25 protein-coding genes are annotated in these 25,851 nt (G+C 71.5%); 14 read left to right on the top strand and 11 right to left on the bottom strand.

The window, feature by feature from the left end; genetic code table 11:
- Positions 1–163: 163 nt before the first annotated feature.
- Complete coding sequence (locus tag ACWA15_RS17910) at positions 164–1,903, bottom strand: arabinan endo-1,5-alpha-L-arabinosidase (protein ID WP_464056988.1); 1,740 nt, start codon at positions 1,901–1,903, stop codon at positions 164–166.
- 228 nt (positions 1,904–2,131) lie between these two features.
- On the opposite strand from ACWA15_RS17910, the gene ACWA15_RS17905 reads away from it, so the two are divergent.
- Entirely contained in the window at positions 2,132–3,313 is a 1,182-nt protein-coding gene (locus ACWA15_RS17905; protein WP_464056987.1) for an IS30 family transposase, read from the top strand.
- 160 nt (positions 3,314–3,473) lie between these two features.
- On the opposite strand, the gene ACWA15_RS17900 is transcribed toward ACWA15_RS17905, so the two are convergent.
- The 3 genes from ACWA15_RS17900 to ACWA15_RS17890 form a co-directional block, all read right to left on the bottom strand.
- Positions 3,474–6,020 (bottom strand): heavy metal translocating P-type ATPase, encoded by a 2,547-nt coding sequence (locus ACWA15_RS17900; protein WP_464056986.1) that lies wholly within the window; start codon positions 6,018–6,020, stop codon positions 3,474–3,476.
- Between the two features lie 123 nt (positions 6,021–6,143).
- The gene (locus tag ACWA15_RS17895) at positions 6,144–6,449 is read right to left on the bottom strand and encodes a heavy-metal-associated domain-containing protein (protein ID WP_464056984.1); all 306 of its coding nucleotides are present in this window, start codon (positions 6,447–6,449) and stop codon (positions 6,144–6,146) included.
- A gap of 42 nt (positions 6,450–6,491) precedes the next feature.
- Positions 6,492–6,773, bottom strand: a complete 282-nt coding sequence (locus ACWA15_RS17890) for a metal-sensitive transcriptional regulator (RefSeq protein WP_464056983.1) — start codon at positions 6,771–6,773, stop codon at positions 6,492–6,494.
- 121 nt (positions 6,774–6,894) lie between these two features.
- Here ACWA15_RS17890 and ACWA15_RS17885 point away from each other — a divergent pair, with 121 nt between their 5' ends.
- From ACWA15_RS17885 to ACWA15_RS17875, 3 genes are all read left to right on the top strand, one after another.
- On the top strand, positions 6,895–7,140 hold the full coding sequence (locus ACWA15_RS17885; RefSeq protein ID WP_464056982.1) for a hypothetical protein: 246 nt from the start codon (positions 6,895–6,897) through the stop codon (positions 7,138–7,140).
- Between the two features lie 93 nt (positions 7,141–7,233).
- Complete coding sequence (locus ACWA15_RS17880; RefSeq protein ID WP_464056981.1) at positions 7,234–7,830, top strand: HdeD family acid-resistance protein; 597 nt, start codon at positions 7,234–7,236, stop codon at positions 7,828–7,830.
- Positions 7,831–7,954: 124 nt separating this feature from the next.
- On the top strand, positions 7,955–8,299 hold the full coding sequence (locus ACWA15_RS17875) for a cupin domain-containing protein (RefSeq protein WP_464056979.1): 345 nt from the start codon (positions 7,955–7,957) through the stop codon (positions 8,297–8,299).
- Between the two features lie 34 nt (positions 8,300–8,333).
- On the opposite strand, the gene ACWA15_RS17870 is transcribed toward ACWA15_RS17875, so the two are convergent.
- A complete protein-coding gene (locus ACWA15_RS17870; protein ID WP_464056978.1) occupies positions 8,334–8,939 on the bottom strand; it encodes a TetR family transcriptional regulator in 606 nt (201 codons plus the stop codon).
- A 104-nt stretch (positions 8,940–9,043) separates the two neighbouring features.
- Here ACWA15_RS17870 and ACWA15_RS17865 point away from each other — a divergent pair, with 104 nt between their 5' ends.
- From ACWA15_RS17865 to ACWA15_RS17855, 3 genes are read left to right on the top strand one after another with little or no spacing between them, the layout of a single operon-like run.
- Positions 9,044–9,862, top strand: coding sequence for an SDR family NAD(P)-dependent oxidoreductase (locus tag ACWA15_RS17865; RefSeq protein ID WP_464056976.1), 819 nt, complete (start codon positions 9,044–9,046; stop codon positions 9,860–9,862).
- A 13-nt stretch (positions 9,863–9,875) separates the two neighbouring features.
- A complete protein-coding gene (locus ACWA15_RS17860) occupies positions 9,876–10,715 on the top strand; it encodes an SDR family NAD(P)-dependent oxidoreductase (protein WP_464056974.1) in 840 nt (279 codons plus the stop codon).
- Between the two features lie 3 nt (positions 10,716–10,718).
- Complete coding sequence (locus ACWA15_RS17855; RefSeq protein WP_464056972.1) at positions 10,719–11,075, top strand: DoxX family protein; 357 nt, start codon at positions 10,719–10,721, stop codon at positions 11,073–11,075.
- Positions 11,076–11,387: 312 nt separating this feature from the next.
- On the opposite strand, the gene hemL is transcribed toward ACWA15_RS17855, so the two are convergent.
- From hemL to ACWA15_RS17840, 3 genes are read right to left on the bottom strand one after another with little or no spacing between them, the layout of a single operon-like run.
- Positions 11,388–12,716 (bottom strand): glutamate-1-semialdehyde 2,1-aminomutase, encoded by a 1,329-nt coding sequence (hemL, locus tag ACWA15_RS17850; RefSeq protein ID WP_464056971.1) that lies wholly within the window; start codon positions 12,714–12,716, stop codon positions 11,388–11,390.
- A gap of 44 nt (positions 12,717–12,760) precedes the next feature.
- Complete coding sequence (hemB, locus tag ACWA15_RS17845) at positions 12,761–13,741, bottom strand: porphobilinogen synthase (protein ID WP_464056970.1); 981 nt, start codon at positions 13,739–13,741, stop codon at positions 12,761–12,763.
- The gene (locus ACWA15_RS17840) at positions 13,738–14,853 is read right to left on the bottom strand and encodes a uroporphyrinogen-III synthase (RefSeq protein WP_464056968.1); all 1,116 of its coding nucleotides are present in this window, start codon (positions 14,851–14,853) and stop codon (positions 13,738–13,740) included. The genes hemB and ACWA15_RS17840 overlap by 4 nt, the downstream gene beginning before the upstream one ends.
- A 428-nt stretch (positions 14,854–15,281) precedes the next feature.
- Between ACWA15_RS17840 and ACWA15_RS17835 the strand changes: the two genes are divergently transcribed.
- The 5 genes from ACWA15_RS17835 to ACWA15_RS17815 are packed head-to-tail and all read left to right on the top strand — an operon-like array spanning position 15,282 to position 19,806.
- Positions 15,282–16,430, top strand: coding sequence for a PIG-L deacetylase family protein (locus ACWA15_RS17835; RefSeq protein WP_464056967.1), 1,149 nt, complete (start codon positions 15,282–15,284; stop codon positions 16,428–16,430).
- Positions 16,423–17,457: an ATP-grasp domain-containing protein gene (locus ACWA15_RS17830; protein WP_464056966.1), complete on the top strand. Its 1,035-nt coding sequence runs from the start codon at positions 16,423–16,425 to the stop codon at positions 17,455–17,457. The genes ACWA15_RS17835 and ACWA15_RS17830 overlap by 8 nt, the downstream gene beginning before the upstream one ends.
- On the top strand, positions 17,454–18,170 hold the full coding sequence (locus ACWA15_RS17825; protein ID WP_464056964.1) for a PHP domain-containing protein: 717 nt from the start codon (positions 17,454–17,456) through the stop codon (positions 18,168–18,170). The genes ACWA15_RS17830 and ACWA15_RS17825 overlap by 4 nt, the downstream gene beginning before the upstream one ends.
- The gene (locus ACWA15_RS17820) at positions 18,170–19,648 is read left to right on the top strand and encodes a glycosyltransferase family 2 protein (RefSeq protein ID WP_464056963.1); all 1,479 of its coding nucleotides are present in this window, start codon (positions 18,170–18,172) and stop codon (positions 19,646–19,648) included. The genes ACWA15_RS17825 and ACWA15_RS17820 overlap by 1 nt, the downstream gene beginning before the upstream one ends.
- Positions 19,645–19,806: a hypothetical protein gene (locus ACWA15_RS17815; RefSeq protein WP_464056962.1), complete on the top strand. Its 162-nt coding sequence runs from the start codon at positions 19,645–19,647 to the stop codon at positions 19,804–19,806. Before ACWA15_RS17820 ends, ACWA15_RS17815 begins: the two co-directional genes overlap by 4 nt.
- Before the next feature lie 11 nt (positions 19,807–19,817).
- On the opposite strand, the gene hemC is transcribed toward ACWA15_RS17815, so the two are convergent.
- The 3 genes from hemC to hemE all read right to left on the bottom strand — a co-directional run bounded on the left by hemC (position 19,818) and on the right by hemE (position 23,457).
- Positions 19,818–20,759 (bottom strand): hydroxymethylbilane synthase, encoded by a 942-nt coding sequence (gene hemC / locus ACWA15_RS17810; RefSeq protein ID WP_464056960.1) that lies wholly within the window; start codon positions 20,757–20,759, stop codon positions 19,818–19,820.
- A 162-nt stretch (positions 20,760–20,921) separates the two neighbouring features.
- Positions 20,922–22,379: a protoporphyrinogen/coproporphyrinogen oxidase gene (locus ACWA15_RS17805; protein ID WP_464056959.1), complete on the bottom strand. Its 1,458-nt coding sequence runs from the start codon at positions 22,377–22,379 to the stop codon at positions 20,922–20,924.
- A gap of 10 nt (positions 22,380–22,389) precedes the next feature.
- Positions 22,390–23,457 (bottom strand): uroporphyrinogen decarboxylase, encoded by a 1,068-nt coding sequence (gene hemE, locus ACWA15_RS17800; protein WP_464056957.1) that lies wholly within the window; start codon positions 23,455–23,457, stop codon positions 22,390–22,392.
- 55 nt (positions 23,458–23,512) lie between these two features.
- On the opposite strand from hemE, the gene ACWA15_RS17795 reads away from it, so the two are divergent.
- Together ACWA15_RS17795 and ACWA15_RS17790 are read left to right on the top strand one after the other, a co-directional pair.
- Entirely contained in the window at positions 23,513–24,865 is a 1,353-nt protein-coding gene (locus tag ACWA15_RS17795) for a glutamyl-tRNA reductase (RefSeq protein WP_464056955.1), read from the top strand.
- A 40-nt stretch (positions 24,866–24,905) separates the two neighbouring features.
- Positions 24,906–25,829 (top strand): Ppx/GppA phosphatase family protein, encoded by a 924-nt coding sequence (locus ACWA15_RS17790; RefSeq protein ID WP_464056954.1) that lies wholly within the window; start codon positions 24,906–24,908, stop codon positions 25,827–25,829.
- The last annotated feature ends 22 nt before the right edge of the window (positions 25,830–25,851 follow it).

The raw sequence follows: 25,851 nt of genomic DNA, 5'->3' as shown, positions 1-25,851 counted from the left end.
CCGGTGGTCGGGACAGGGCGGAGGGCGTGCACCTCTGGGCTCGAGCCGGAGTGGTGGCTCGGCCCAGGTGAAGCAGACCCGGGTGAAGCAGGCCCGGGTGAAGCGGGCCCGCGTGGAGCAGGCCCAGGTGCAGCGGGCCTAGGTGGAGCAGGCCTGGGTGTGGTCAGGCGCCGATCCGACGGTGTCGGGTGACGGCGACTGCCGCTGCGCCGATCAGCGTGAGGGCCAGGGCGGCCAGCAGGATCTGGGGTGCCTCGCTCCCGGTCCGGGCCAGAGCGGACGTGCCGGCGACGACCGATCCGTCGGTGGTCGGCAGAGCCGTCGAGGTTCCCGGGCCGCCGGCGATGACCGGGGTGACTGGAGCGGCGGCGGCGGGTGGCTGCGTACCGGTGCCCGGGTTGACGGCCCCGCCCGTCCCTGGGGTGGTGGTGCCACCGTCGCCGGGACCGGTGGTCCCGTCGCCGCCGACCTCGACCGCCGTGACTGTCAGGGCCGCGGTCGCGGTGGTCGTGGAGCCGTGGGCGTTGGACACCCGGGCGCGAACGAGCAGTCCGTCCTGCTCCGGTGCGACGGCCGCGAAGGTCAGCGTCGACATGACGCCTGCGACTGTCGGGGTCGTCACCGGCTGCGGGGAGACCGCAACCCATGTCGTGCCGGCGTCGGAGGAGGTCTCCCACTCGGCGACGGGCGCGGGTGAACCGGTCGCGGTGAGTGTGAACGCGGCGGGCGCCCCGGCGACGGCGCTCGTGGCGGCGGGCTCGATCGTCAGTGCGGGCAGAGCGACGCTCTGGTCAGCCACCGGCCAGCCGTCGACCCACGCGAGCTTCTGGATGCCCAGGGTCGGGAAGTAGGGGATGGCCTCGTTCGAGGCGTCGTAGTAGTGGAAGGCGAGGTAGTCGCCGAAGAGGGACTGCCCGCCCGGGCCGACCATCGCCCCGTGCTCGCTGAGGATGATCGTGCCACCGCCGCCGACCAGGTTGTCGCCCTCCATGTCGACGTACGGACCGTCGACCGTGGTCGAGCGGCCGACCGCCACCTGGTAGGTGGAGTTCTCACCCTGGCAGCAGTTGCCGAAGGAGACGAAGAGGTAGTAGAAACCGTCCCGCTTCATGATGTACGGCGCCTCGATCGGGTTGCCGGCCATGTAGCGGTCCGCGATCTGCACGGTCTGCGACTGCCAGTCGGCGACCGGCTTGCCGGTCGGCCACTCGAGCGGGACGAGGAAGATCCCGTACCAGAAGGACCCGATCGCCATGAAGGGGTTGCCTGCCTCGTCCTCGACGATCCCGGCGTCGATCGCGTTGAACTTCATGTCACCGGCGAGCCCGGTGACGGGGGAGGAGATGACCAGGCCCTGGTCGACCCACTCGTAGTCGGGGTCGGCGGGGTCGAGGGTCGTGTTCGTGGCGAGGGCGGTGATGGAGTTGGCCTCACCGAACACCGACGCGGAGTAGTAGAGGTAGAAGGTGCCGTCGTTCTCGTAGATCTCCGGTGCCCACAGGTTCTCCGGGGGCGTCTCGCCGGCGAAGTGCTCGTCGATCCAGGTGGGGATGGTGTCCCAGACTGTCCCGGCGTAGGTCCAGGTGGTGCCGCTGTCGGTCGACGTCGCGATCTGGATGGTGCCACCGTTCTCACGGTTGATCCGCCCCGTCGAGTACACATACCAGGTGCCGTCGTCGTCGATGATGAGGGCCGGGTCGTGGATCGGCGAGGTCTGGCCGACGACCGTCTTGCCGCCCGTCGGGTCGATGATCGGGTCGCCCGGCGCAGCTGCCACGACTGCGGGCGCGCGTCCGGCGGGGGACGGTGCCGCCGCGGCGGCGGACATCACGGCGGTGGAGCTGAGTGCGAGGGCTGCTGCGGTGAAGAGGGCGGCGGCTTGCCGCCCGAGACGCTGTCTCATGCACGTTCCGTTCTTTCGTGGTCGTCGTCGACCCGGATCTACATCGATGTAGTACAACGATGTAGACAGTAGGGACCGCAAACGCGCACGTCAAGGGCTCAGCCCCACGGATCCGGAACAGACGAGCCAACTCCCACCCCCTCGCCCGCGATGGGTGCACGGTTCCCGCCCCGTTTTCAGCGGCAAAGTCATATGGTCAGAGCAACGCTCGTCTGAATGGAGCGTGTGATGGTCAAGTTGTTCCCTGCTGGGACTCGGACGAAGTTCGTGGATCTGGTGTGTTCGGGGGTGTCCGTTCAGGTCGCTGCTCAGCGTGTCGGGGCTCATCCGGCCAGTGGCTCGAGGTGGTGGGCTCAGTCTGGTGGCATGGAGATCTCGCGTGGTGCCACTGGTGGTTTGCCCGGTCCGGTTCCTCCTGCTGAGCCTGGGGGCCGGGAGGTGACGCTGGCCGAGCGCGGCATGATCCAGGCGGGCCTGCATGACGGCTGGAGCTACGCCAAGATCGCCCGGCTCGCGGGTCGCAACAAGTCGGTGATCTGGCGGGAGGTCAAGCGCAACACCAGCCCCGACGGCGTCTACTACGCCTCGGTCGCCCATCGCAAGGCCTTCCAGGAGCGCCGGCGCCCCAAGGCCCTCAAGCTCGTCGACAACGCGCCGTTGTGCGACTTGATCGCGGTCTGGATGGACGACGGGTGGAGCCCGAAGCTCATCTCGTCGATGCTGGAGTTCCACTTCGCCGGCGACGAGACTATGCAGGTGAGTCACGAGACGATCTACCAAGCCCTCTACGTCCAGACCCGCGGGAGTCTGCGGGCCGACCTGGCAAAGAACCTCTCGTTGAAGCGCCGCAGACGCGTCCCCAACATCGACACCCGGCCCAACAACAGCCCCTACAAGGACGCGTTGAAGATCAGCGACCGGCCCGCCGAGGTCCAGGACCGGGCGGTCCCGGGGCACTGGGAAGGGGACCTGATCATCGGGTGCGACGGGACCGCGATCGGGACCCTGGTGGAGCGGGCCACGCGGTTCACGATCCTGCTGCACCTGCCCGGTGACCACACCGCCGAGACGGTCGCGGCTGCGATGATCGAGGAGATGAAGGACCTCCCTGACCACCTGCGCCGCTCGATCACCTGGGACCGCGGAACCGAGCTGGCCCAGTACGCCCAGATCCAGACGGCCCTGGACCTGCAGCTGTACTTCTGCAACCCCCACTCGCCCTGGCAGCGGGGCACCAACGAGAACACCAACCGGCTCCTGCGGTTCTGGTTCGAGAAAGGCTCAGACCTGTCCGTTCACACCCCCGACGACCTCCGCCAGGTCGCCGCCAAGCTCAACCGCCGGCCCCGCCCCACCCTCAACCTCGACACCCCCGCCAACCGCCTCAACGACCTGCTGCTGGCGGCATAGCCCACCCCGTTGTCCTGACTACTTGACTTTGCCCAGCTGAATTGGGGCGGGAACCGTGCACCCAGCGGCGGAGCCGGCCGGGGTTGGAGGGGGGCCGGGGTCGGAGCGGGACCGGTCCGGTCCGGCCCAGGCCGGGGTTGGCCGGCCCCGGGCCGGTCGGTCAGGCGGCGTTGCGCAGGCGCAGGGAGTTGCCGACGACGATGACCGAGCTCGCGGCCATCGCGGCCCCGGCGATCATCGGGTTGAGCAGCCCGGCCGCCGCGAGCGGGATCGCCGCGACGTTGTAGGCGAAGGCCCAGAACAGGTTCTGCTTGATGACGGCCAGGGTGCGCCGCGAGAGCCGGATCGCCGTCGCCGCGCTGCGCAGGTCCCCGCGCACCAGGGTGATGTCGCTCGCCTCGATCGCGACGTCGGTCCCGGTGCCCATCGCGAGCCCGAGGTCCGCCCCGGCGAGCGCGGCGGCGTCGTTGACGCCGTCGCCGACCATCGCGACCACGCGCCCCTCGGCCCGCAGTCGCGCGACGACCAAGGCCTTCTCCTGCGGGAGCACCTGGGCGAACACGTCGGCCTCGTTGATGCCGACGGCGCGCGCAGCCACCCGGGCCGCGCCGAGGTTGTCCCCGGTGAGGAGCATCGGGCGCAGCCCGAGCCCGGTCAGCTGCGCGATCGCCTCGGCCGAGGTCTCCTTGACCGGGTCGCGCAGCACGATCACGCCGCGCGCGACGCCGTTCCACGCCGCCACGACCGCGGTCGCCCCAGAGGACTCCGCGTCGTCGAAGGCGCTGACCAGCTCGGCGGACGACCCGTCGGCCGCGGGGAAGTCCACGCCCTGCTCGGCGAGCCAGCCGGGCCGACCCACCAGGATCCGGGTCGACAGGTCCAGCCCGGAGTGCGCGGTCCGCACCGTCCCGGACACCCCGCCGCCCGGCGCGCTGGAGAACTCGAGCACCTGGTCGGAGCCGATGCGCACGCCGTCGGCCCCGTGGGTCGCCTGTGCGGGTGAGTGCGCGGCGTCGGCCAGCGCAGGGCCGGCCGGTGCGGCGTCGGGCACTGCGGCGGCCGCGATCGCCTGGGCGATCGGGTGCTCGCTGAGCGCCTCGACCGCACCGGCCAGGCGCAGCGTGTCCGGGTGCCCGACGACGGACTCCACGGCCATCCGACCCTGGGTCACGGTCCCGGTCTTGTCGAGCACGATCGTGTCGACGCGGCGGGTGGACTCGAGGATCTCCGGGCCCTTGATGAGGATGCCGAGCTGGGCGCCGCGCCCGGTGCCCACGAGCAGGGCGGTCGGGGTGGCCAGCCCGAGGGCGCAGGGGCACGCGATGATGAGCACCGCGACGGAGGCGGTGAAGGCTGCCTGGGCGGATGGTCCCCACACCATCCACGCCGCGAAGGTGGCGATCGCGAGGACGAAGACGATCGGGACGAACACCGCGGAGATGCGGTCGGCCAGGCGCTGGACCGGGGCCTTGCCGGTCTGGGCGGCAGAGACGAGCCGGCCGATCTGGGCCAGGGTGGTCTCCTCCCCGACGCGGGTGGCCTGGACCACGAGGTGGCCGGAGGTGTTGACGGTGGCGCCGGTGACCGGGTCGCCGGGGCGGACGTCGACCGGCATCGACTCACCGGTGAGCAGCGAGGCGTCGATCGCGCTGGTGCCTTCGACGACCAGACCGTCGGTGGCCACCTTCTCCCCGGGGGTGACCGCGAAGAGGTCGCCGACGGCGAGGGAGTCGATCGGCACGCGCGTGGTCACGCGGCGTCCGCCCTCGGTGGTCACGAGCGTCGCGTCCTTCGCCCCGAGGGCGAGCAGGGAGCGCAGGGCGTCGCCTGCCCGACGCCGCGAGCGGTGCTCGGCGTAGCGACCGGCCAGCAGGAACGTGGTCACCACCGCGGCGACCTCGAAGTACAGCTCGGGGGCGGCGGAGTCCGCGTGCTCGGCCCCGGGGAAGAGCGACGGGGTCATCTGCATGCCGATCTCGCCGGCGCCGCCGAAGATCAGCGCCCACAGCGACCACGTGGTCGCGGCGATGACGCCGACCGAGACGAGGGTGTCCATCGTCGAGGCGCCGTGCCGCCCGGCCCGGAACGCGGCCTTGTGGAAGGGCCACGCGGACCAGGTGACGACGGGCAGGGCCAGGGCCGCGACGACCCACTGCCAGCCGTCGAACTGCAGCGCGGGGATCATCGAGATCGCGACGACGGGCAGGGCCAGGACGGCCGCGACGACGAGCCGGCGCCGCAGGTCGGCCCCGCGGTCGGGGGTTGGGGCGGAGGTGTCCTCGTCGTCGACCATGGCGTGCCCCTCGGCCATCGAGTGGCCCGAGAGCGCTGCCTCGAGGTCGGTGCGGGGCGTCTCTGCGTGCCCGCGGTCGGTGTGGCCGGCCGCGGTGTCGTGAGCGGCTTCGGGAGCGGGGGCGGCTGCGTGCGTGCCCGCGGGGGCAGCCGGAGCGTCAGCCTTCGGCGCCCGGCGCCCGGTCACCCGGGCGTCGTATCCGGCCTTCTTGACGGCGGCGACGAGCGCGGCGTCGTCGACGTCGGCGGACGTGACAACGTGCGCGGACTCGAGCGGCAGGTTGACGGTGGCCACGACCCCGGGGACCTGGTTGAGGCGCTTCTCGACCCGGGCGACGCACGACGCACACGTCATCCCTTCGACCGCGAGGTCGATCTCCGTCGGGGGGACCTGGTGGGTGAGGTGTTCTGTCATGAGTGCTCCAAGGGTGAGCGGGGGTGTCCAAGCGGGCGAGGCATGCCTTCACCATACCCCCCTAGGGTATCCCCGGCCGGGACCTGCGTCCCGTCTAGGGCGGGTGGTGGACCGGTGTGCCGCTCAGGCCTTCGGGTGCCCCGCCGCGTACTCTTCGCGCTGGTCGTTGAAGTCGCGTCCCTGCTCGGCGATGGCGTCGACGACGACGTCGTACCCGCCGACCTCGTAGCCGGCCTCGACGACCGCAGCGCGCACCGCGGCCTCGTCGAGGGTCTCGTGCGAGAGCACGGTGACCTCGGAGGGGGCCTGCGTGCGGAGCTCGACGCTGACGTGCTCGACGCCGGCGACCGTCTCCAACTCGTTGGTCACGGAGGACACGCAGTGGCCGCAGGTCATGCCGGCGACGGAGAGGGTGGTGACAACTGGCATGGTGGTTCTCCTTGTGGGTGGGTGTCGCTGATGGGGGGTGGGTCAGCTGCGGACGAGGCGGGCGATCGCTTCGGCCGCCTCGCGGACCTTCGCCTGCCCTTCCTCGTCGGAGGACTGTGCCGCGTGCACGACGCAGTGGCTCAGGTGGTCTTCGACGAGCCCGATGCTCACGGCCTGCAGGGCCCGGGTGACCGCGGAGATCTGGGTGAGCACGTCGATGCAGTAGGTGTCGTCGTCGACCATCCGGGCGATGCCACGGACCTGTCCCTCGACGCGCCGCAGGCGCTTGAGGTAGTCCTCTTTGCTCCCGGTGTATCCGGCCATGGGGCGCCTCCTCGAGGTCATCGTCCGTCCTCGTCAACACAATACCCCCCGTGGGTATTTCCTCGTGTGGGACCTTCTCGGACGGTTGATGGCCGGCTGCTGCGGGCGTAGCGTTCGGCGCGTGAAGACGATCGCTGCATACTTCGGCCTGTCCGACGACGGTACCCGGGTGACCCCGGGCACCTCCGTGGCGATCTCGCTGATCCTCTCCCTGCTGGTGAGCCTGGTCCTGCGAGTCGTCTTCCCCGGCGCGAGCTCGGTGCTCCGGCTCGTGCTGTGGTTGGTCGTCATGCTCGTGATCTTCCGCTGGGCGGGCAGCAACGCGGCCAAGCAGCGAGAGAGGTCGTGGGACCGGCGTGACCAGTGACGACGCTCGTCGTGCGTGACGAGGTCGGGCGCGCCAAGATCGAGGGAGCCACACCGGTGGCGCGCTGACCGCGAAACCCGACAGGAGCGCCTCATGTCCCAGTCCTACTTCCCGTCCTTCTCCGCTCTCGCCAAGCAGGTCTGGTACTGGCCGGTGGTCCGCGGGGTGATCGCGGTGATCTTCGGCATCGTCGCGATGGCCTCCCCGATCAACACGGCGGTCGCGCTCGCCATGGTCGTCGGGGTCTTCGCGCTGGTCGACGGCGTGGTCGGGATCATCGACGGGATCCGCTACCGCGCGTACGGCGGCGCCGGGCTGCGGATCATGATCGGTGCGATGACGGCGATCCTCGGTCTGGTGGTGCTCGTCTGGCCCGGCCAGACCACGACCGTGCTCATCTACCTCGTGGCGATCTGGTCGATCCTCGTGGGCATCGTCCAGTTCGTCGTGAGCTTCCTGCTGCGCTCGGTCGAGGGCAGCGGGTGGGGCTGGGGCGTGCTCGCCGGCCTCATCTCCTTCGCCTTCGGCATCCTCATCATCGCCCAGCCGAGCGCCGGCCTGACCACGATCATCTGGATCATCGGCATCTACGCCGTGATCATCGGCCTCGTCCTCATCGCGCTCGGCCTGCAGATCCGCAGCCTGGGCAAGCGAGCCGCTGCACTGGAGAGCGCCGAGCTGGAGATGTAGCCACCCGGCATCTCACCCGTCCAATCACCCACAAACGCACCACAATCGAGCCCTCCTTGTCGGAGTGCGATGCCATGCTGGAACGTGGGGCTGCCGACGCAGGCCCAGAGCCAGCGAGGTGACCATGGACCGCGACCCGACCGCCACGAATCCCGAGCTCTACCACGTCGTCTTCGAGAACGACCGAGTGCGGGTGCTTGAGTACCGAGACGTCCCGGGCGACCGGACCGAACCCCACCACCACCCCGACTCGGTGCTGTGCGCGCTGACCGACTTCACCCGCCGGATCTCCACGGACGGCCACGCGGTCGAGATCGGTCTCAGCGCCGGCGAGGTGCGCTGGCTGCCGGCTCAGGTGCACACCGGAGAGAACATCGGCCAGACGCCCACGCACGTGATCATGATCGAGCTCAAGGAGCCTGCGGGAGCGCTCACCGGGCCTGTCGGGCCGGGGCGCACAGGGACGTGAGCGGCAGTGCTCACCGACCCGAGAGACCGCCACGCTATGTGACGCGGAATGTCGCCATGGCGTTGTCGAGGTATTCGCCGAAGGGCTGGCTCTGGTTCGATTCGAGCCAGGCAGTCCGGGCCGCCTGCATGCATGCGAAGGCGGCGCCGACGATGGCCGCGGGTCTTGGGTCGTTCGGCACCGTCTTCTGACCAGCCAGCCGGATGGCGACCCGCCCCACGAGAATCTCCTGCACGCGTTGCATCTTCTCGAGGTAGCGGGCGTTCAGCTGGGCGCTGCCGCGCACGATGCGTTCCATCGCGTCGTTGCGCGCCCGCGTGTGGTCATCTTGCACATAGTCCAGGGCGAGGTCGAACATGCGCCGCAAGGACTCCCAGACAGGTTCGCCAGCTGGTCGGGCGTCAAGGGCTTCGGCGAGCCTGTCGCCAAAGAGGTCGTACTTGCCGATGACCAGGTCGTCCTTCGAGGCGAAGTAGCGAAAGAACGTGCGCTTGGACATGCCGGCGGCGGCCGCGATCTGGTCGACGGTCGTGTCCTCGTAGCCGTGCTCGAGAAAGAGGTCTTGGGCGACGACGGTGAGCTCGGTCTGGGCGAGACGGCGAGTTCGCTCGCGGATGGACTGGGGGATCGCGTCGGACATGCCCTCAGCATACCCCTTGGGCGCGAACTTGACACCGAGTGTCACTCACGGCATATGGTTGCTCATGTGACGTCGAGCGGCGTCCGTAGATGGAGGAGAGCACCATGAGCAGAGTGTGGTTCGTCACTGGGTCGTCCAAGGGCTTCGGTCGGGAGTTCGTCCTCGCCGCCCTCGAGCGAGGCGACAAGGTCGCAGCTACCGCCCGCAACACCGACACCCTCTCCGACCTGGTCGAGGAGTACGGCGATGCCGTCCTTCCGATCCGGCTCGATGTCACCGATCGCGACCAGGTCTTCGCCGCAGTGAAGGCCGCCCACGAGACCTTCGGGCACCTGGACGTCGTGATCAACAACGCGGGCTATGGGCTCTTCGGTGCAGTGGAAGAAATCACCGACCAGCAGCTCCGTGACCAGCTGGACGTGAACCTCTTCGGTGTTCTGCACGTCACCCAGGCAGTCCTTCCGATCCTGCGCGAGCAGGGGTCCGGCCACATCATCCAGATCTCTTCCATCGGTGGCCTCGTCGCCTTCCCCGATCTCGGTGGCTACCACGCCTCCAAGTGGGCCCTTGAAGCTCTCTCCGACTCCCTCGCGCAGGAGGTCGCCGGCTTCGGGATCAAGGTCACCCTCGTCGAGCCCGGCGGGTTCGACACCGACTGGTCCACCGCATCCGCTGTCGTCGCCGACGCGCAGCCTCAGTACGCCCAGCTGCACGCCGGGATGGTGGCGCAGCGGGCCAGCACAGTGCAGCCCAAGCCCGTCGGATTCGGCGCCGCGATCCTCAAGGTCGTCGACGCCGAGACCGCGCCGCGGCGCGTGCTCTTCGGCGAGATGGCCACGCAGGCCGTCCCGCACCTCCTCAACGAGCGTCTCACCGAGTTGGCCGAGTGGGCCCCCGTGGCCCTGCTTGCCGAAGGCAAGTAGCACCGTGGCGACCGTGAAGACTGTCCTCATCACCGGCGCTTCCGATGGGATCGGCGCCGCATCTGCCCGCCAGCTCGCCGCCCGCGGGCACCGCGTGCTCATCACCGGCCGCTCGCGGGAGAAGGTCGACGCCGTCGCCCGCGAGACCGGCGCGAAGGGGTTCGTCGCCGACTACACCCGGCTTGACGACGTCAGGCGCCTGGCCGACGAGGTGCGGGCCGAGCTCGACGGCGCGGGGCTCGACGTCCTGGCCAACAATGCCGGAGGCCTGTTCGGCGATCCCACCAAGACCGTGGACGGCAACGAGAAGACCTTCCAGGTCAACCATCTCGCGCCGTTCCTCCTCACTGAGCTCCTTCTCGACGAGCTCCGGGCCGGCGCGGATGGCCAGGTCGGCGTGGTCAACACGTCGAGCGTCGCCAACCGGCTCTTCGGCCACCTCGACCTCGATGACCTGGACAACGACAAGAAGTTCAGTGCGAACAAGGCGTATGGGGATGGGAAGCTCGCCAACATCCTCCACGTGCGCGGGCTCCAGGCCCGATACCGGGACCAGGGCATCTCGGCGGTGGCCTTCCACCCGGGCAACGTCGCGACGAACTTCGCTTCCGACACCACGAGCGTCATGCGCTTCATCTACCAGACGCCGCTGAAGAGGCTCAACCTCATCAGCGCCGACAAGGGCGGGGCTAACCTCACCTTCTTCGTCGAGGGGACCCCCGGGGTCACCTGGCGGCCCGGGGCGTACTACGACAAGCAGAAGCTCACCACCAAGGTCAACCCGCAAGCGCTCGACGACGCCCTCGTCGACGGGCTCTGGGAACGCAGCGCCGCCCTCGTCGGTATCGGGTAGTCGGTGGAGGTCACCAGGATCATCCTCAGCGTCGTGCTGGCGCTGCTGTTCCTGTCGACGGGGGCCGGCAAGCTCGCCGGCCTGCCGTCCTCGCACCAGATCCGCGACAGCCTCGCCGTCGCAGCGACCGTATGGACGATGATCGGCGCCTTCGAGCTCGTAGTCGTGGCCGGTCTCCTGGTGGGCATCTGGATGCCGACGGTCGGGCTCGTCGCAACACTGGGCGTCGTCCTGCTGATGGCTGGTGCGATTGTCACGCGGGTCCGCGCCGATGGTGAGCAGCGCAGAGCTGGCGTCGCCGCCGACACGGTGGTGGTCGCTGTCGCGGTCACCGCCACGCTCGTCGGACTGGTCGCGTGATCGCGGACCAGCCGGTCCGTCGAGCACAGTTCTGAGCGATCGGCGAGCTCCACCGAGAGCCGGTCGGTGGAGCTCGCCGGCCCGTATCGCGTCGGATTGTCGATACGCAATCGTCTCGCTAAGGAGAGTTCGTGGCGACTGATCGGCGCTCGCCTCCCTCACCTCATCGTGGGGCCCTCTTCGCCCCCGTCCTTCTCGATGCGTCGGCGAGCGGCATCGCGACCGCCTATCTCCAGGACTTCACGCTGCGAGTGATCGTGCCCTTCCTCGTGCAAAGCCCGTAGAGGGCCCAGGTCGCGGACGACCGCTCCTCTAGCGCCGCGCCGCAGCTGCTGCCTTCGCCGCCCCCGGCAGCGCCTCGAGGATCTTCCCCACGGCGGTGTCGTCGTGGGCGGCCGAGACGAACCACGCCTCGAAGACCGACGGCGGCAGGGACACCCCGGCGTCGAGCATGGCGTGGAAGAAGGCCGGGTACCGGAAGGTGTCCGAGGCCTGCACCTGGGCGTAGGTGTGGACGCCGGTGGCCTCGGCGAACTCGCCGAACATGACCGAGAAGAGGCTGCCCGAGTACTGCACCCGGTGGGCCACGCCCTCGGCGTGCAGCGCGGTCGAGACGGCCGCGCCGATGACGTCGGCCACGGCATCGACCCGGGCGTAGACGCGCGCGTCGGCGGCGTGGAGGGTCGCGAGCCCGGCCGCCACGGCGACCGGGTTCCCGGACAACGTGCCGGCCTGGTAGACGGGGCCGAGCGGGGCGAGCTCGTCGAGCAGCACGGCCGGCCCGCCGATCGCGGCGACCGGCATCCCACCGCCGACGACCTTGCCGAAGGTGAACAGGTCCGGGGTGTAGCTCGCGCCCAGGGTCGAGTTCTCGTACCCCCACCAGCCGCTCGCGCTCACCCGGAAGCCGGTGAGCACCTCGTCGAGGATGAGCAGCGCACCGTGCGCGGACGTGATCCGGCGCAGCCCTTCGTTGAACCCCAGCGCGGGCGGCACGATCCCCATGTTCGCCGGCGCCGCCTCGGTGATGACCGCGGCGATCTGCGAGCCGTGCTGGGCGAAGGCCTCCTCGACCGCGCCGAGGTCGTTGTAGGGCAGCACGAGCGTCTCGGCAGCGGTCGCCTCGGTGACCCCGGCCGAGCCGGGCAGCGCCTGCGTGGCGACCCCGGAGCCCGCCTCGGCGAGCAGGGAGTCGACGTGCCCGTGATAGCAGCCGGCGAACTTGACGATCAGCGGGCGACCGGTGACCCCGCGCGCCAGGCGCACCGCGGTCATCGTCGCCTCGGTCCCGGTCGAGACCAGGCGGACCCGCTCGGCCGCCGGGACCCGACGTCGGATCTCCTCGGCCAGCTCCACCTCGCCCAGGGTGGGTGCGCCGAAGGACAGCCCGCGCGCGGCAGCCTCCTGGACGGCGGCGACGACGGCCGGGTGGGCGTGCCCGAGCAGCGCCGGACCCCACGAGCAGACGAGGTCGACGTACTCGTTGCCGGCGACGTCCCGGATGTAGGGACCCGACGCCGACGCGATGAACCGCGGGTCGCCGCCCACCGCCCGGTACGCGCGGACGGGGGAGTTCACCCCGCCGGGCAGCACACCCTGAGCTCGCTCGAAGGCCAGGTGGTTCGCTGCGTCGTCGTGCATGTGAGGTCCAATCCGCGGGGGGTGGGGGAGGAAGGCGGCGAGGGCTAGCGGAGCCAGCCGGCGAGCTCGGTGGCCCAGTAGGTGAGGATGATGTCCGCGCCGGCGCGCTTGATGCCCAGCACGGACTCCTCGATCGCGGCGCGGCGGTTGATCCAGCCGTTCGCGGCGGCCGCCTCGATCATCGCGTACTCACCCGAGACCTGGTAGGCCGCGACCGGCACGTCGGACTGCGCGGCGACGTCGGCCAGCACGTCGAGGTAGCTCATCGCGGGCTTGACCATGACGATGTCGGCGCCCTCGAGCAGGTCGAGGACGGTCTCGCGGCCACCCTCGCGGCGGTTCGCCGGGTCCATCTGGTACGTGCGCCGGTCACCCTCGAGGGTCGACTCCACGGCCTCGCGGAAGGGGCCGTAGAAGGCGGAGGCGTACTTCGCGGAATAGGCGAGGATCGCGGTGTCGATGAAGGGCCCGCCGTTGTTCGCGGTCGAGGCGTCCAGACCCTCGCGCACGGCCGCGACCTGGCCGTCCATCATCCCGGACAGTCCGAGGACGGTCGCGCCGGCGCTCGCCTGGGCGATCGCCATCGAGACGTAGCGGTCCAGGGTCGCGTCGTTGTCGACGCCGCCGTGGGCGTCGAGCACGCCGCAGTGGCCGTGGTCGGTGAACTCGTCGAGGCAGAGGTCGGCCATGACGACGAGGCGCCCTGCTGCGGCGTCGGCGGCGATCCGGATGCCCCGGTTGAGGATCCCGTCCGGGTCGTCCGCGCCGGTCCCGGTCGCGTCGCGCACCACGGGGACCCCGAAGAGCATGACGCCGCCGATCCGCGCCTCGGCCGCCTCGCGGACCGCGTCGGCGAGGGAAGCTTCGGTGTGGTGGACGACCCCGGGCATGGAGCTGATCTCGGCGGGCTCGGTCGCGCCCTCCTTGATGAACAGCGGCAGCACGAGGTCGCGCGGGTGCAGGCGGGTCTCGGAGACGAGGGCGCGCAGCGCGGGGGTGGCGCGCAGTCGGCGGGGACGGGTCATGGTTCCTCCGGAGGGTGAGGGAGAGCCCGGGTGCGGGTGGCGGGGGCTGTTCCCGCATCGATTATCGCGGCGTTGTCCGCGCGGTCCAAAAGGCGGGCCGGGGAGGCGGTCGTGGTGTTGGTCGTGGTGCCGGCGGCGTCGCCGGTCGTGGTGCCGGCCGCGGCGAGCAGCGCCGCGAAGAGCGCGTCGTCTGTCGCGGCGTCGGCCACCGCGGCGATCGGCTGCCCGACGGCGCGGGCGGCGTCCCGTGTCGGCTCGCCGATCGCGACGGCCAGGACGTCCGGCCGGGCGCCGAGCTGGTCGGCGACCTCCCGGGCGACGCTGCCGGAGGTGAGCACGACGGCGTCGAAGCCGCCCGCGCGCCACCGCGCTACGACGTCGGGGGGAGCGGGGTGGGAGACGGTCCGGTAGGCGGTGACCCGGACCGGGGTGTACCCGAGGGCGGTCAGGCCGTCCTCGAGGGTCGGGCGGGCGAGGTCGCCCAGGGGGAGCAGGACGCGGGGGGCGGAGGTGGGGGCGTGTGTGGGGGTGGGCGCGGGGGCGGCGTCGGGTGCCGCAACGGGGCCGGCGTCGGGTGCCGCAACGGGGCCGGCGTCGGGCCAGACGGCGAGAATGCCCGTGGCGGAGTTCTGCGGTGCGACGAGGTCGGCGGTGATGTTGTGCGTGGCCAGCGCCCGAGCGGTAGCCGGTCCGACCACGGCCCACCGGGTGGCTGCTCCGAGGCGGCCCAACGGCGAGCTCGCCCCGGACCGGTCGGCGTCTTCGCCGCCGGTCCCGGCCTGGCGCTCAGGCGTGGCGCTGGTCCGCGCCGCAGCGGACCCTTCGTCGCGCGTCGTATCCGCCTCGACCCGCTGGGCCGAGACAGCGAGCTCGTCGACCGCATTGACGCTGGTCACGGCGACCCAGGCGAAGGCTCCGCCGGCGAGCTGGGCGACGGCGTCGTCCAGGGCGGTGAGCGCGGCGCCGTCGATGGCCCGCCGGGAGATCAGCGGAGCCACCACGGCGACACCGCCTGCGGCCTCGACGAGTCGGGCGAGGCCACCGCCCCGCCCGGGTGCCCGGGGGATGAGGACGTGCTGTCCGGCCAGCGCTGTGGGGTCGGTGGTGGTCACCGACCCAGTGTCCTCCCGATCTCCGAGATCCAGAAGCGGCCCGCTCCCGCCAGCCCGCCCTCTCCCGCCCGCCCTCTCCCGCCCGCCCGCGCCCCCGCCCGCCCTGCCCGCCGTGCTCCACCGACGGGGTCGTTCATTTCGCGCGGGGTCGTCCATCCAGATAGACGACCTGGAGCAAAACAGACGACCCCGGCCGCTGGGCTGGGGCCCGGTGGAGCCGGAAGTGGTCAGGCGGGCTCGGGTGGCCACCGCTGCTGCGGGGCGGCGCGAGGGGGAGGTGGCGGTGAGCAGGTCAGTCCGTCGCGGACGCGACACCCCGCGGTGACCTCCTCAGGCGGCGTCTCGGCTCGACCCTGCAGGGGGGTCAGGCTAGTCTCAGGTGGGCGGGAAAAGCGTCCGGTTACAGCTGACGCGACAGGAGCGACTTGATGAACAGCCGCTATGTCATCCTTGTCGTGGAGGACGATCCGGACGCCGCAGGATATATGCGGACCGTTCTCGAGCGCAGTGGCATGGACCCCCGCGTGGTGTCCAACCCCCAGGCGGCGCTGGCCCTGCTGGCGTCGACGACCTTCGACCTCGTCCTGACGGACATCGAGCTGCCCGGGATGACCGGTCTGGAGCTCACGGAGCGGGTGAAGAAGTCCCGGCCCCATCTGCCGGTCGTCGTCATGACCGCCCACGCGACCCTCGACTACGCGGTGAACGCGCTGCGGCTGCAGGCCGACGAGTTCCTCTTCAAGCCCATCCGCAAGCCGCAGCTCGTCGAGGTCGTCACCCGCCTGGTCGAGCAGTCCCGGGCCGCCGCGCGCCCGGCCAACGTCGTGCTGGCGATCGGCGCGCACCCCGACGACGTCGAGATCGGCGTGGGGGGCACGCTCGCCGCGCACCAGGCCGCCGGCGACCAGATCGTCATCCTCACCATGAGCCGGGGTGAGCGCGGCGGGACAGTCGACCGTCACCACGAGTCGCTCTCCGCCGCCGAGCTCATCGGCGCCAGGCTGTTCCTCAACGACCTCGAGGACACCCGCATCTCCGCGGCCGACCCCACGGTCGGGATCATCGAGCAGGTGGTCGCCGAGGTGCACCCCACGATCGTCTACACCCACTCCGGAAACGACCGCCACCAGGACCACGTCGCGGTGCACCGCGCAGCCTCGGTCGCCACGCGGCGGGTCCCGATGTTCGCCGGCTACCAGAGCCCCTCCGCCACGGTCGAGTTCCGCCCGAACCGGTTCATCACCATCGACGGGTTCACCGACACCAAGCTCGCGCTGCTGCGGTCCTTCGCCTCGCAGGGGACCCGGGACTACCTGGCCCCCGACTTCGTGCTCGCGACGGCGCGCTACTGGTCGCGCTACGGCGGCGGCACCTACGCCGAGCCGCTCGAGGTCGTCCGGGACGCCACCGGGGTGCGGGCCGGCACCACCAGCCACGTCGCCACCCGGGCCGCCGACCAGGCCGGGGAACCGCCCGCCGCCCTGCTGGGCGGCCACACCCCCGGACACCCGCTCCCGGGGATCCCGCGCGCCACGAGCGCCGCACACGAAGCAGAAGGAAGCGTGCTGGATGACTGACGTCCTGGTCACAGGAGTGGGCGGTCCCGCCGGGGTCGCCATCGTGCGGTCGCTCGCCGCGACCGACGCCCGGGTGCACGCGAGCGACATGGACGTGTACGCGAGCGCGCTCTACCTCGTCCCCGCCGACCGGCGCCACCTGGTGCGCCCAGGCCTCGCCCCAGACTTCGTCGACCACCTCCTCGCGCTGTGCGAGCGGTTGGGCATCGACGTGCTGTTCCCCACCGTCGACGTCGAGCTCGTCCCGATCGCACGGCGCCTGGAGGAGTTCACCGCCCTCGGGGTCGCGGTCGCGAGCCCGTCCCTCGCCACGCTCGAGAACACCCTCGACAAGTACCGCCTCGCCCAGGTCTGCGCCGGGCTGGGTGACCTCGTGCCCCGCACCGAGCTGCTGGGCGTCTCCTACGACTGGGACTACCCGGTGATCGTCAAGCCGCGCTCGGGGAGCGGCTCACGCGGGGTGCACCTCGTCGAGGACGAGGCCGCCCTGCGCAGCCTGGGGACCGACGAGATGACGATCGTCCAGGAGAACCTGCCGGGCGAGGAGTACTCCGTCGACGTCATCGCCGACCTGGCCGGGACCGTGCTCGCCGCGGTGCCACGCTCGCGGCTGCGGGTGGACTCCGGGGTCGCGGTGGCCGGGCGGACCGTCAAGGACCCCGGACTCGAGCGGACGGCCACCCAGGTGGCCCACGCCGTCGGGCTGACCACCGTCGCGAACGTCCAGCTGCGACGCCGGGCGGACGGCACCCCCGCGCTGCTCGAGGTGAACCCGCGGTTCCCCGGGGCGATGCCGCTGACCATCGCGAGCGGGGTGGACATGCCGCGGCTCTGCCTGGACATGGTCCTCGGGCGCGCGCTGCCCGAGCGGCTGGAGTTCCGCGAGCTGGCGAACGTGCGCTACCTCGAGGACGTCTTCCTCGACCCCGCCGACGTGCTCACCGAGCTCGCCGCACTGACCGCGGCTGAGAAGCACCCCGAGCACGACAGCGCGACCAGCCTTCCCGCCTCCTCGGCCCTGCCGTGATCTCGCTGGCCCAGGACCACCACGTCCACTCGACCTTCTCCGACGACGCACGCAGCACCCTCGCGGAGAACGTCGCCGCGGCGTCGACCCGGGGCGTGGCGCTGCTGCGGCTCGTCGACCACGTCCGGGTGAGCACCACGTGGGTGCCCCAGATGCTCTCCGCCGTCGCCGAGCTGACGATCCCCGACGGCCTGCGGGTCGAGACCGGGGTCGAGGCGAAGATCCTCGACGCGGCGGGCACCCTCGACCTGCCGCCCGGGCTGGCCACGCACCCGGGGGTGGGTCGCGTGCTCATCGCCGACCACCAGTTCCCCGGCCCGGCCGGCCCGCTCAGCCCGCGGGTGGTCCGGGAGTCGATCACCGGGCCGCAGCGCGCGCGCGACGCGGTCGACACCCTCGTGGGTGCCACCATCGCCGCCATGAGCCAGGTGGACCGCGGCCAGCTCGCGCACCTGTTCTCCATCCTGCCGAAGATCGGCCTGACCGAGGACGACATCACCGACGAGCACCTCGCCGCGATCGCGGCAGCCGCCCTGGCCACCGGGACGCTCGTGGAGGTCAACGAGAAGTGGGCGTGCCCCTCGCCCCGCGCCGTCCGCGTGCTGTCTGACGCCGGCGTGCATCTCGTGGTGAGCACCGACAGCCACCACTGCGACGACGTCGGGAAGTACACCCTCGTCCCGGCGATCCTGCAGGCAGCACAGGACCGCTGATGGAGGTCCTGGAGTCGGTCGTGACCTGGGTCTGCCTGGTGTTCGTCGCGACCGGCGCCGTCCCGGTCGTGGCCGGTGCCTTCCAGTTCTTCGTCATCCCCTTCCACGGCGTGCGCAACCACTACGACCGGACGGCGGCGTACTTCCCGCGGGTCGCGGTGGTCGTCCCGGCGTGGAACGAGGGTGCGGTCATCGCCGCGTCGATCGACCGCCTGATGGGCCTGGACTACCCGCCGGAGTCGCTGCGGGTCTACCTGGTCGACGACGCGAGCACCGACGACACCCCCGACGTCGCCCGGGCGAAAGAGGTCCAGTACCCCGGTCGGGTGGTCCACCTGCGCCGCGAGGTCGGCGGGCAGGGGAAGTCGCACACCCTCAACCACGGCATCCGCGAGATCCTCGCGGACGACTGGATGCAGGCGCTGCTCATCATGGACGCCGACGTCATCTACTCACCGGACTCCATGCGGCTGCTCACCCGGCACCTCGCTGACCCCGAGGTGGGGGCGGTCACCGCGTACATCAAGGAAGGCAGCGAGGACCCGAACTACCTCACCCGGTTCATCGGCTACGAGTACATCGCCGCGCAGGCGGCCGCCCGCCGCTCGCAGAACGTGCTCGGTGCGGTGGCCTGCCTGGCCGGCGGCGCGCAGCTGCACTCCCGGGAGAACCTCCTGGCCATCGGCGGCGAGATCGACACGACCTCCCTCGCTGAGGACACGTTCACCACGTTCCGGACCCAGCTCGCCGGGCGCAAGGTGGTCTTCGAGCCGCACGCGATCGTGCTGGCCGAGGAGCCGGGCTCGGTCGCGGCCCTGTGGAAGCAGCGCCTGCGGTGGTCCCGCGGCAACGTCCAGATCACGAAGGAGTTCAAGCATCTGTGGTTCCGGCCGAGCCGCGAGCACAACCTCGGTGCGTTCAGCTTCGGGCTGTTCTGGTTCGCGATCCTGCTGCTCCCGGTGGTGATGGTGCTCAGCTCGACGGGCCTGGTCGGGTTGTTCTTCCTCGACAGCACCCTGGCCAGGGTCGTCTTCGAGGCGACCTGGTTCCTCGCGGGCGGGACGTACGTGTTCATCACGACCCTGACCGTCCTCATCGATGTGGGTACCGGACGACGGGCCTGGCGGGAGGCGGTGCTCTTCCCGGGGGCGATCTCGCTGCTCATCATGCTGACGGCCTTCGCCCCCGGCCTGGTCGAACGCCCGCTCGCGCACCTGCTGGGCTGGGACCCCTTCGACACGGTCGGGTGGACCCTCTTCGCCTACGTGTGGATCTCGTTCTCGATGGTCTGCGCGTGGCTCATCAAGCGGATCGAGGTGACCCGGGTGGGCCGATGGGTCGCGCCCGGGCTGGTCTACCTCGTCGGCTACGGACCGATCCTCTGCGCGATCACCTTCGACGCCTACATCAAGGAGTACCGCGGGGCCGCGCAGGTCTGGGACAAGACGGAGAAGACAGGGCGGGTGCGGACCTCATGAGTCATGATCGCTTGCCCAGGCACGCCGACGACGCAACGCTCCAGGCCGACGCAGAGCGTCGCCGTGACAAGCGTCGCGAGCGCCTGCTCATGGTCAAGGCGCTCGTGGCGATCGCTCTCGTCTCGATGGCCATCACTCTGCGGGGGCTCTACTTCTAGGGGATCTGCTCCTAGATGAAGTCGGCCGCTCCCAGTCCGAGGAAGTGGTCCGCGATGCTCTGTCCGAGGGCGGCGGCGCCCTCGAAGTCGTTGTCGGCGACCTCGGTCGACCCGCCGTGGCGCAGGTGCTCGGACCCGTCGGGGCGGGCCACGACCGACCGCAGCGAGAGCATGCCGTCGCTCACCGAGGCGTAGGTGCCCACCGGCGCGGCGCAGCCGGCCTCGAGGCGGGCGAGCAGGGCGCGCTCGGCGACGACGGCAAGGTGGGTGCCGGGGTCGTCGATGGCGGCGAAGGCAGCAGCGAGGGACTCGTCGGTGGCCAGGTCGCCGGTGCGGCACTCGACGGCGAGGGCGCCCTGGCCGGGGGCCGGGGACATGGTGTCGAGGTCGATGAGCTCGGTGATGGCGGCGCCGCGACCGAGCCGGTTGAGCCCGGCCGCTGCGAGCACGACGGCGTCCAGGTCGCCCGGTCCCGAGGCGTCCACCCGCCCGAGGCGGGTCTCGACGTTGCCGCGGATGTCCACGACGTCGAGGTCGGGACGGACGAGCAGGAGCTGCGCGGCGCGTCGCGGGGAACCGGTGCCCACTTTCGCACCGAGGGGCAGGTCGGTGAGGCGCAGCCCGTCGCGTGAGCACAGGGCGTCCCGGGGGTCCTCGCGTACAGGGGTGACGTAGGTGAGGCCCTCGAAGGGTGCGGTCGGCAGGTCCTTGAGGGAGTGCACCGCCACGTCGCAGCGACCCTCGAGCAGGGCGTCCCGCAGCGCCGTGACGAACACCCCGGTGCCGCCCATCTGCGACAACGACCCGGTGAGCACGTCGCCTTCGGTCTTGATGCGGACGATCTCGACGGGGCGGCCGGTGAGCTCACGGAGCTCGTCGGCGACGAGGCCGGTCTGGGTGAGGGCGAGGGTGCTGGCGCGGGTGCCGATACGCAGCGGCTGGAGAGAGGTCACCGCCCCAGTCTGCTCTTCTTCGCCCGTGGTGACGAAATTCGATCACCCATTCCGTTCTGACATCACGTCAGAACAATAGGTGCCACGCGAAATGCAGAAAGACCTGACAGATTGTCCCTTCCGCAAAAGGCGCGAAATTCTCTGCGATATCTGCCCACCAGGTCAGTCGCCATTCAGCGGGCGGGCCGACCTCTGAGCGTGCGGCACGACGGCGGCCAGTCCGGTCCCGGCCACCCAGGCGCCGGTCACGGTGAGCCCGGGCAGGCCCTGGTCGGCGAGCGCCTCGACGTCGGCGAGCAGCCGGGCCACCCGCTCCCGGGAAGCCGGGGTCGGCGGGGCGAGGGCGTCGTCCCATGCCGTGACCAGGGAAGACAGCACCACCGTGTCGCTGACTCCGTAGAGCGCGCCGAGGTCGTCGACCGCCTGGGCCACGAGGTCGTCATCGGACGGGTCGGCTGGTCCGGCTGGGCCCGCGCCCCCGCGGCCGTAGCTGAACCGGACGACGTGCACGTCCTCGCCGAAGGACTCGTCCAGCTGGTCGCGCAGCCACGGCCACTTCGCGGACGCATGGGTCGTCGCCTTGGCGACCACCGACGTCCCGGGAGCCACGAGGACCCCGGTGCCGCGCGGCGCTGCGCCGAGCGCGGCCGAGCGGACCAGCAGCGTCACCAGCCGGATGTCGGTGCCACGAGCCGGTTCCGCGCCTTCGACGTCGACCAGTCCGGCGAGCAGTGCCCCGGTGGTGCGTGCGGACGCGGCCAGCACCACGCGCCCGGTGCGCAGCGCCTGCCCCGGGCCGGTGTGCACGAGCCACGCGTCGCCGTCGCGGCGCAGGCTGCGTGCGGGCGTGCTCCGGCGGATCTCGCCGCCGCCTGCCTCGACCGAGCGCTCCAGGGCGGTCACGAGCTGATTGAGCCCACCGGGCACCCCGCGCACCGCCGATCCGGGAGGCGCCTGGGCGCGCAGCGCCCGGACCGCCCCGGTGAGGGAGCCGGCGGCGCGGTACGCGGCGAGCAGGCCGGGGGCGACGGCGTCGACGTCGAGCAGCGCAGGGTCGCTCGAGTGCACCCCGCCGGCGACCGGGGTGACGAGGCGGTCGAGCACCCGGGCGCCGAGCCGGGACCGCACGAGGGCGGCCAGGTTCGAGGTGTCCACCCGGCCGACCGGGAGCACGGCGTCCAGGCTCGCGCGCAAGGCCCCGAGGAGGCCGATCGCCCGCCGGGTGTCGGCCGCCCACGGGCGGCCGGGGATGCCGAGCACCCCGGCGGCGGGCAGCGGGAAGGTGCGCGTGCGGCGTCGGCCGACCGGGGTGCAGCCCCAGGCGGACAGGGCTGCGGGGGCGACCGTCTCCAGGCCGAGCGTCTGCACGAGCGAGGCGACCACCGTGCTGCGCGCGGCGAAGGACTCCGCCCCCACATCCACCCGGACCTCCGCGCCCTCGGCCGCGAGCCGGCCCTGGGCGAGGTACCCCCCGCACTGCTCGCCGGCCTCCAGGACCACGGGCAGTTCCCCGCCCTCGAGCAGCCGCTGCGCGGCGACCAGGCCGGCGATGCCTCCTCCGACGACGACGACGTCGGCGCGGCTCGCGGCCTCGTCGCTGAGTCCTCTGCGCTGGTTCATGCCGGCGCGGTCAGTCGGAGAGCGAGTGGACGAGCTCGACGATCCGGGTGAGCACACCCGGGTCGGTCTCCGGGGGCACCCCGTGGCCGAGGTTGACCACGTGGGCGGGCGCGGTGCGTCCGCGCGTGACGACGTCGCGGACGTGTGCCTCGAGCACCGGCCACGGGGCGGCGAGCAGAGCCGGGTCGATGTTGCCCTGGAGCGGGACGGTGCCACCGAGCAGCCGGTTCGCCTCGTCGAGCGGGGTCCGGTAGTCGACGCCCATGACGTCCGCGCCGACGTCGTGCATGGCGGTCAGCAGGTGCTCGGTCCCGGTGCCGAAGTGCACGATCGACACCGGCAGGTCCTTGACGTGCGAGAGCGCGCGGGCCGAGGAGGGGGCGACGTGCGTGACGTAGTCCGTGCGGCTCAGGCTCCCGGCCCAGGAGTCGAAGAGCTGGGTGGCGCTCGCGCCGGCGAGGACCTGTCCGCGCAGGAACGCCCCGGTGACGTCGGCGGCCCACTGGGTGAGCCGGGCCCAGGACTGCGGGTCGGCGTGCATCATCGTCCGGGCGGCGAGGTGGTCGCGCGAGGGGCGGCCTTCCACGAGGTAGGCGGCCAGCGTGAACGGCGCGCCGGCGAAGCCGATCAGCGGCGTCGACCCGAGCTCGGCGACGGTGAGCGCGACGGCCTCGCGGATCGGTGCCATCGACTCGTCGGTGAGCGTCGACGAGACCAGGCGGTCGACCTGCGCTGAGGTGCGCACGGCCTCGGCGAGCACCGGCCCGACGCCGGGGACGATGTCCACGTCGACCCCGGCCAGGCGCAGCGGGATGACGATGTCGGAGAAGAAGATCCCGGCGTCCACGTGGTGCCTGCGGACCGGCTGGAGTGTGATCTCGCTCGCAAGATCGGGGCGCAGGCAGGAGTCCAGCATGCCGATACCCTCGCGCAGTTTGAGGTATTCCGGGAGGGATCGTCCCGCCTGGCGCATAAACCAGACCGGCGTGATTTCGGGGCGCTCACCACGGAAAGCGCGGATCAAGGGTGCATTTGTGGTGCGGCCGTCGACGAGGGGGTGCGTGCTGGGGAGGTTCACCCCTCGATTCTGCCTTTGGAAGCAACAATGTTTAAATCGAATCGCTGTGGTTCTCATGTCGTTGACCGCAAGCCACCACGAACTTGACCTCGAGGCGCTCGAGCAGCTGTCATCCGGCGCGCACTTGATGGGTACCTCAGCCGTGCGGGCCTGCGAGATGATCACCGGTGCCGTCGTGCTCGCGACGTGCAACCGGTTCGAGTTGTACCTCGATGTCGTCGACGCCGACGCCACCACCGAGCGCGACCTGCGCCACGCCTCGGACGAGATCGCCCGGCTGATCGCCGTGGAGTCCGGGGTGAGCGTGGAGGCCGCCCGGTCCGCCTTCACGGTGCGCAGCGGCCCTGCGGTGGCCGAGCACCTCTTCTCCGTTGCCTCAGGCCTGGACTCGATGGTGGTGGGGGAGCGGGAGATCGCCGGGCAGGTGCGCCGCGCCCTCGACACCGCACACGCCGGACGCACCACCAGCGCGCCCCTGGAACGTCTCTTCCAGCGCGCCTCACGCACGTCCAAGAAGGTCAGCCACCTCACCCACCTGGGCGCGGACGGACGGTCGGTGGTCTCGGTCGGGCTCGAGCTCGCCGAGGCGTCGATCCCGCCGTGGCGTCAGACCCGTGCGGTGATCGTGGGCACGGGCGCCTACGCCGGCGCCTCCGTGGCCGCCCTGCGGGCACGCGGCTGCACCGACGTGTCGGTGTACTCCGCGTCGGGCCGGGCGGAGCTCTTCGCCCAGTCCCGAGGCATCGATGCCGTGACCGACCTCGTCTCCGCGCTGAGCGACGCCGACCTCGTGGTCTCGTGCAGCGGGGCCGGGGCGCGCAGGCCGTCGCTGGCTGCGTCGGGCACCGCAGAGGAGTCCGCAGAGGAGGCCGGCTCGGCCGACTCCCTCGAGTACATCCTCGCGACCGCCGCGGTCGTGACGGCCCGTGAGCGCGCGGCGGAACGGATGGGCGAGCAGATGCCGCCTCGACCGCTGGTCATCCTCGACCTCGCCCTGCACCGCGACGTCGACCCCCGGGTGGGCGACATCGACCACGTGCTCCTCATGGACCTGGGCACCATCCGGGCGCACGTCCCGGCGGCCGGCTCGGAGCCGGTCCAGGCGGCGCGGACGATCGTCGCGGAGTCCGCGGCCGAGTACGTCAGCAACGAGGCCGTGCGCGCGGTGGACCAGATCATCGTCGCGCTGCGGGAACGGATCGCGGCCGAGGTCGAGGCGGAGATCGTCCGCTCGCGCGCGTCCTTCTCCTCGGCCGCCGACGTCGTCGCGCACGAGGTGTCGATGCGCCGGCTCGCCGGGTCCCTGCTGCACCGCGCGATCACCCGGATCCGGGACGCCGTCCGGGACGGGCAGCCGCTCTCCGACCTGGCCGCAGAGTCCACGAAGGTCGCGCTCCACACCCCCTGACGGTGTTCAGCAGGTCTGGGGGCGCGCTAGGGTTCTCGGCGTGCGACTAGGCGTCATCGATATCGGGTCCAACACCGTCCACCTCATCGTCGTGGACGCGGTCCGTGGCGCGCGCCCGGTGCCCACGGCCTCCCAGCGGTCGATCGTGCGGCTCATGCGCTACCTCGACGACGACGGCGTGATCATCCCCGAGGGCGTCGCCGCCCTGACCGAGGCCGTGACCGCTGCGGTCGCCGCGGCCCGCAAGCACGGCGTCGACGAGATCCTCGCGATCGCGACCTCGGCCGTCCGTGAGGCGCCGAACGGTCCCCGTGTCCTCGAGGTCCTCCAGGACCGGATCGGTGCGCCGCTGCGGGTGCTGTCCGGGGAGGACGAGGCCCGCCTGACCTTCCTCGCGGTGCGCCGGTGGTACGGCTGGGGCGCCGGTCGGCTGCTCGTGCTCGACATCGGCGGGGGGTCCCTCGAGGTCACCGCCGGCACCGACGAGATCCCGGAGATCGCCCTGTCCGTCCCGCTCGGCGCCGGTCGGCTGACCCGGGCGCACCTGCGCCACGACCCGCCGCGGGAGGACGAGATGACCGCGCTGCGCGGCGTCGTGCAGCGCGAGCTGGCCGCGGTGCGCGAGGCCTTCGTCGGCTACCCGCGCGCTGACCACGTCGTGGCGACCTCGAAGACCTTCCGCTCCCTCGCGCGCCTGGCTGGCAACGAGGTCGACGCCGTCGGACCGGACGACCGGTGGCGGCTGCGGCGCACCGACCTCAAGGACTGGGTCGCCCGGCTGGCGCAGATCCCCGCCGAGCAGCGGGTGGCGCTGCCCGGCATCACGGCCGAGCGGACGCACCAGATCGTGGCCGGCGGCGTGGTCGCCAGCGCCACGATGAAGGCGCTCGGTATCGACGAGGTCGAGATCTGCCCGTGGGCCCTGCGCGAGGGCGTCCTCCTGCGCCACCTCGACCACCTCTGACCCGCACCGCACCGCACCGCTT

The organism is Sanguibacter sp. TS_SC_8 (assembly GCF_055361235.1).
This window is presented reverse-complemented; position numbering and strand designations above follow the sequence as displayed.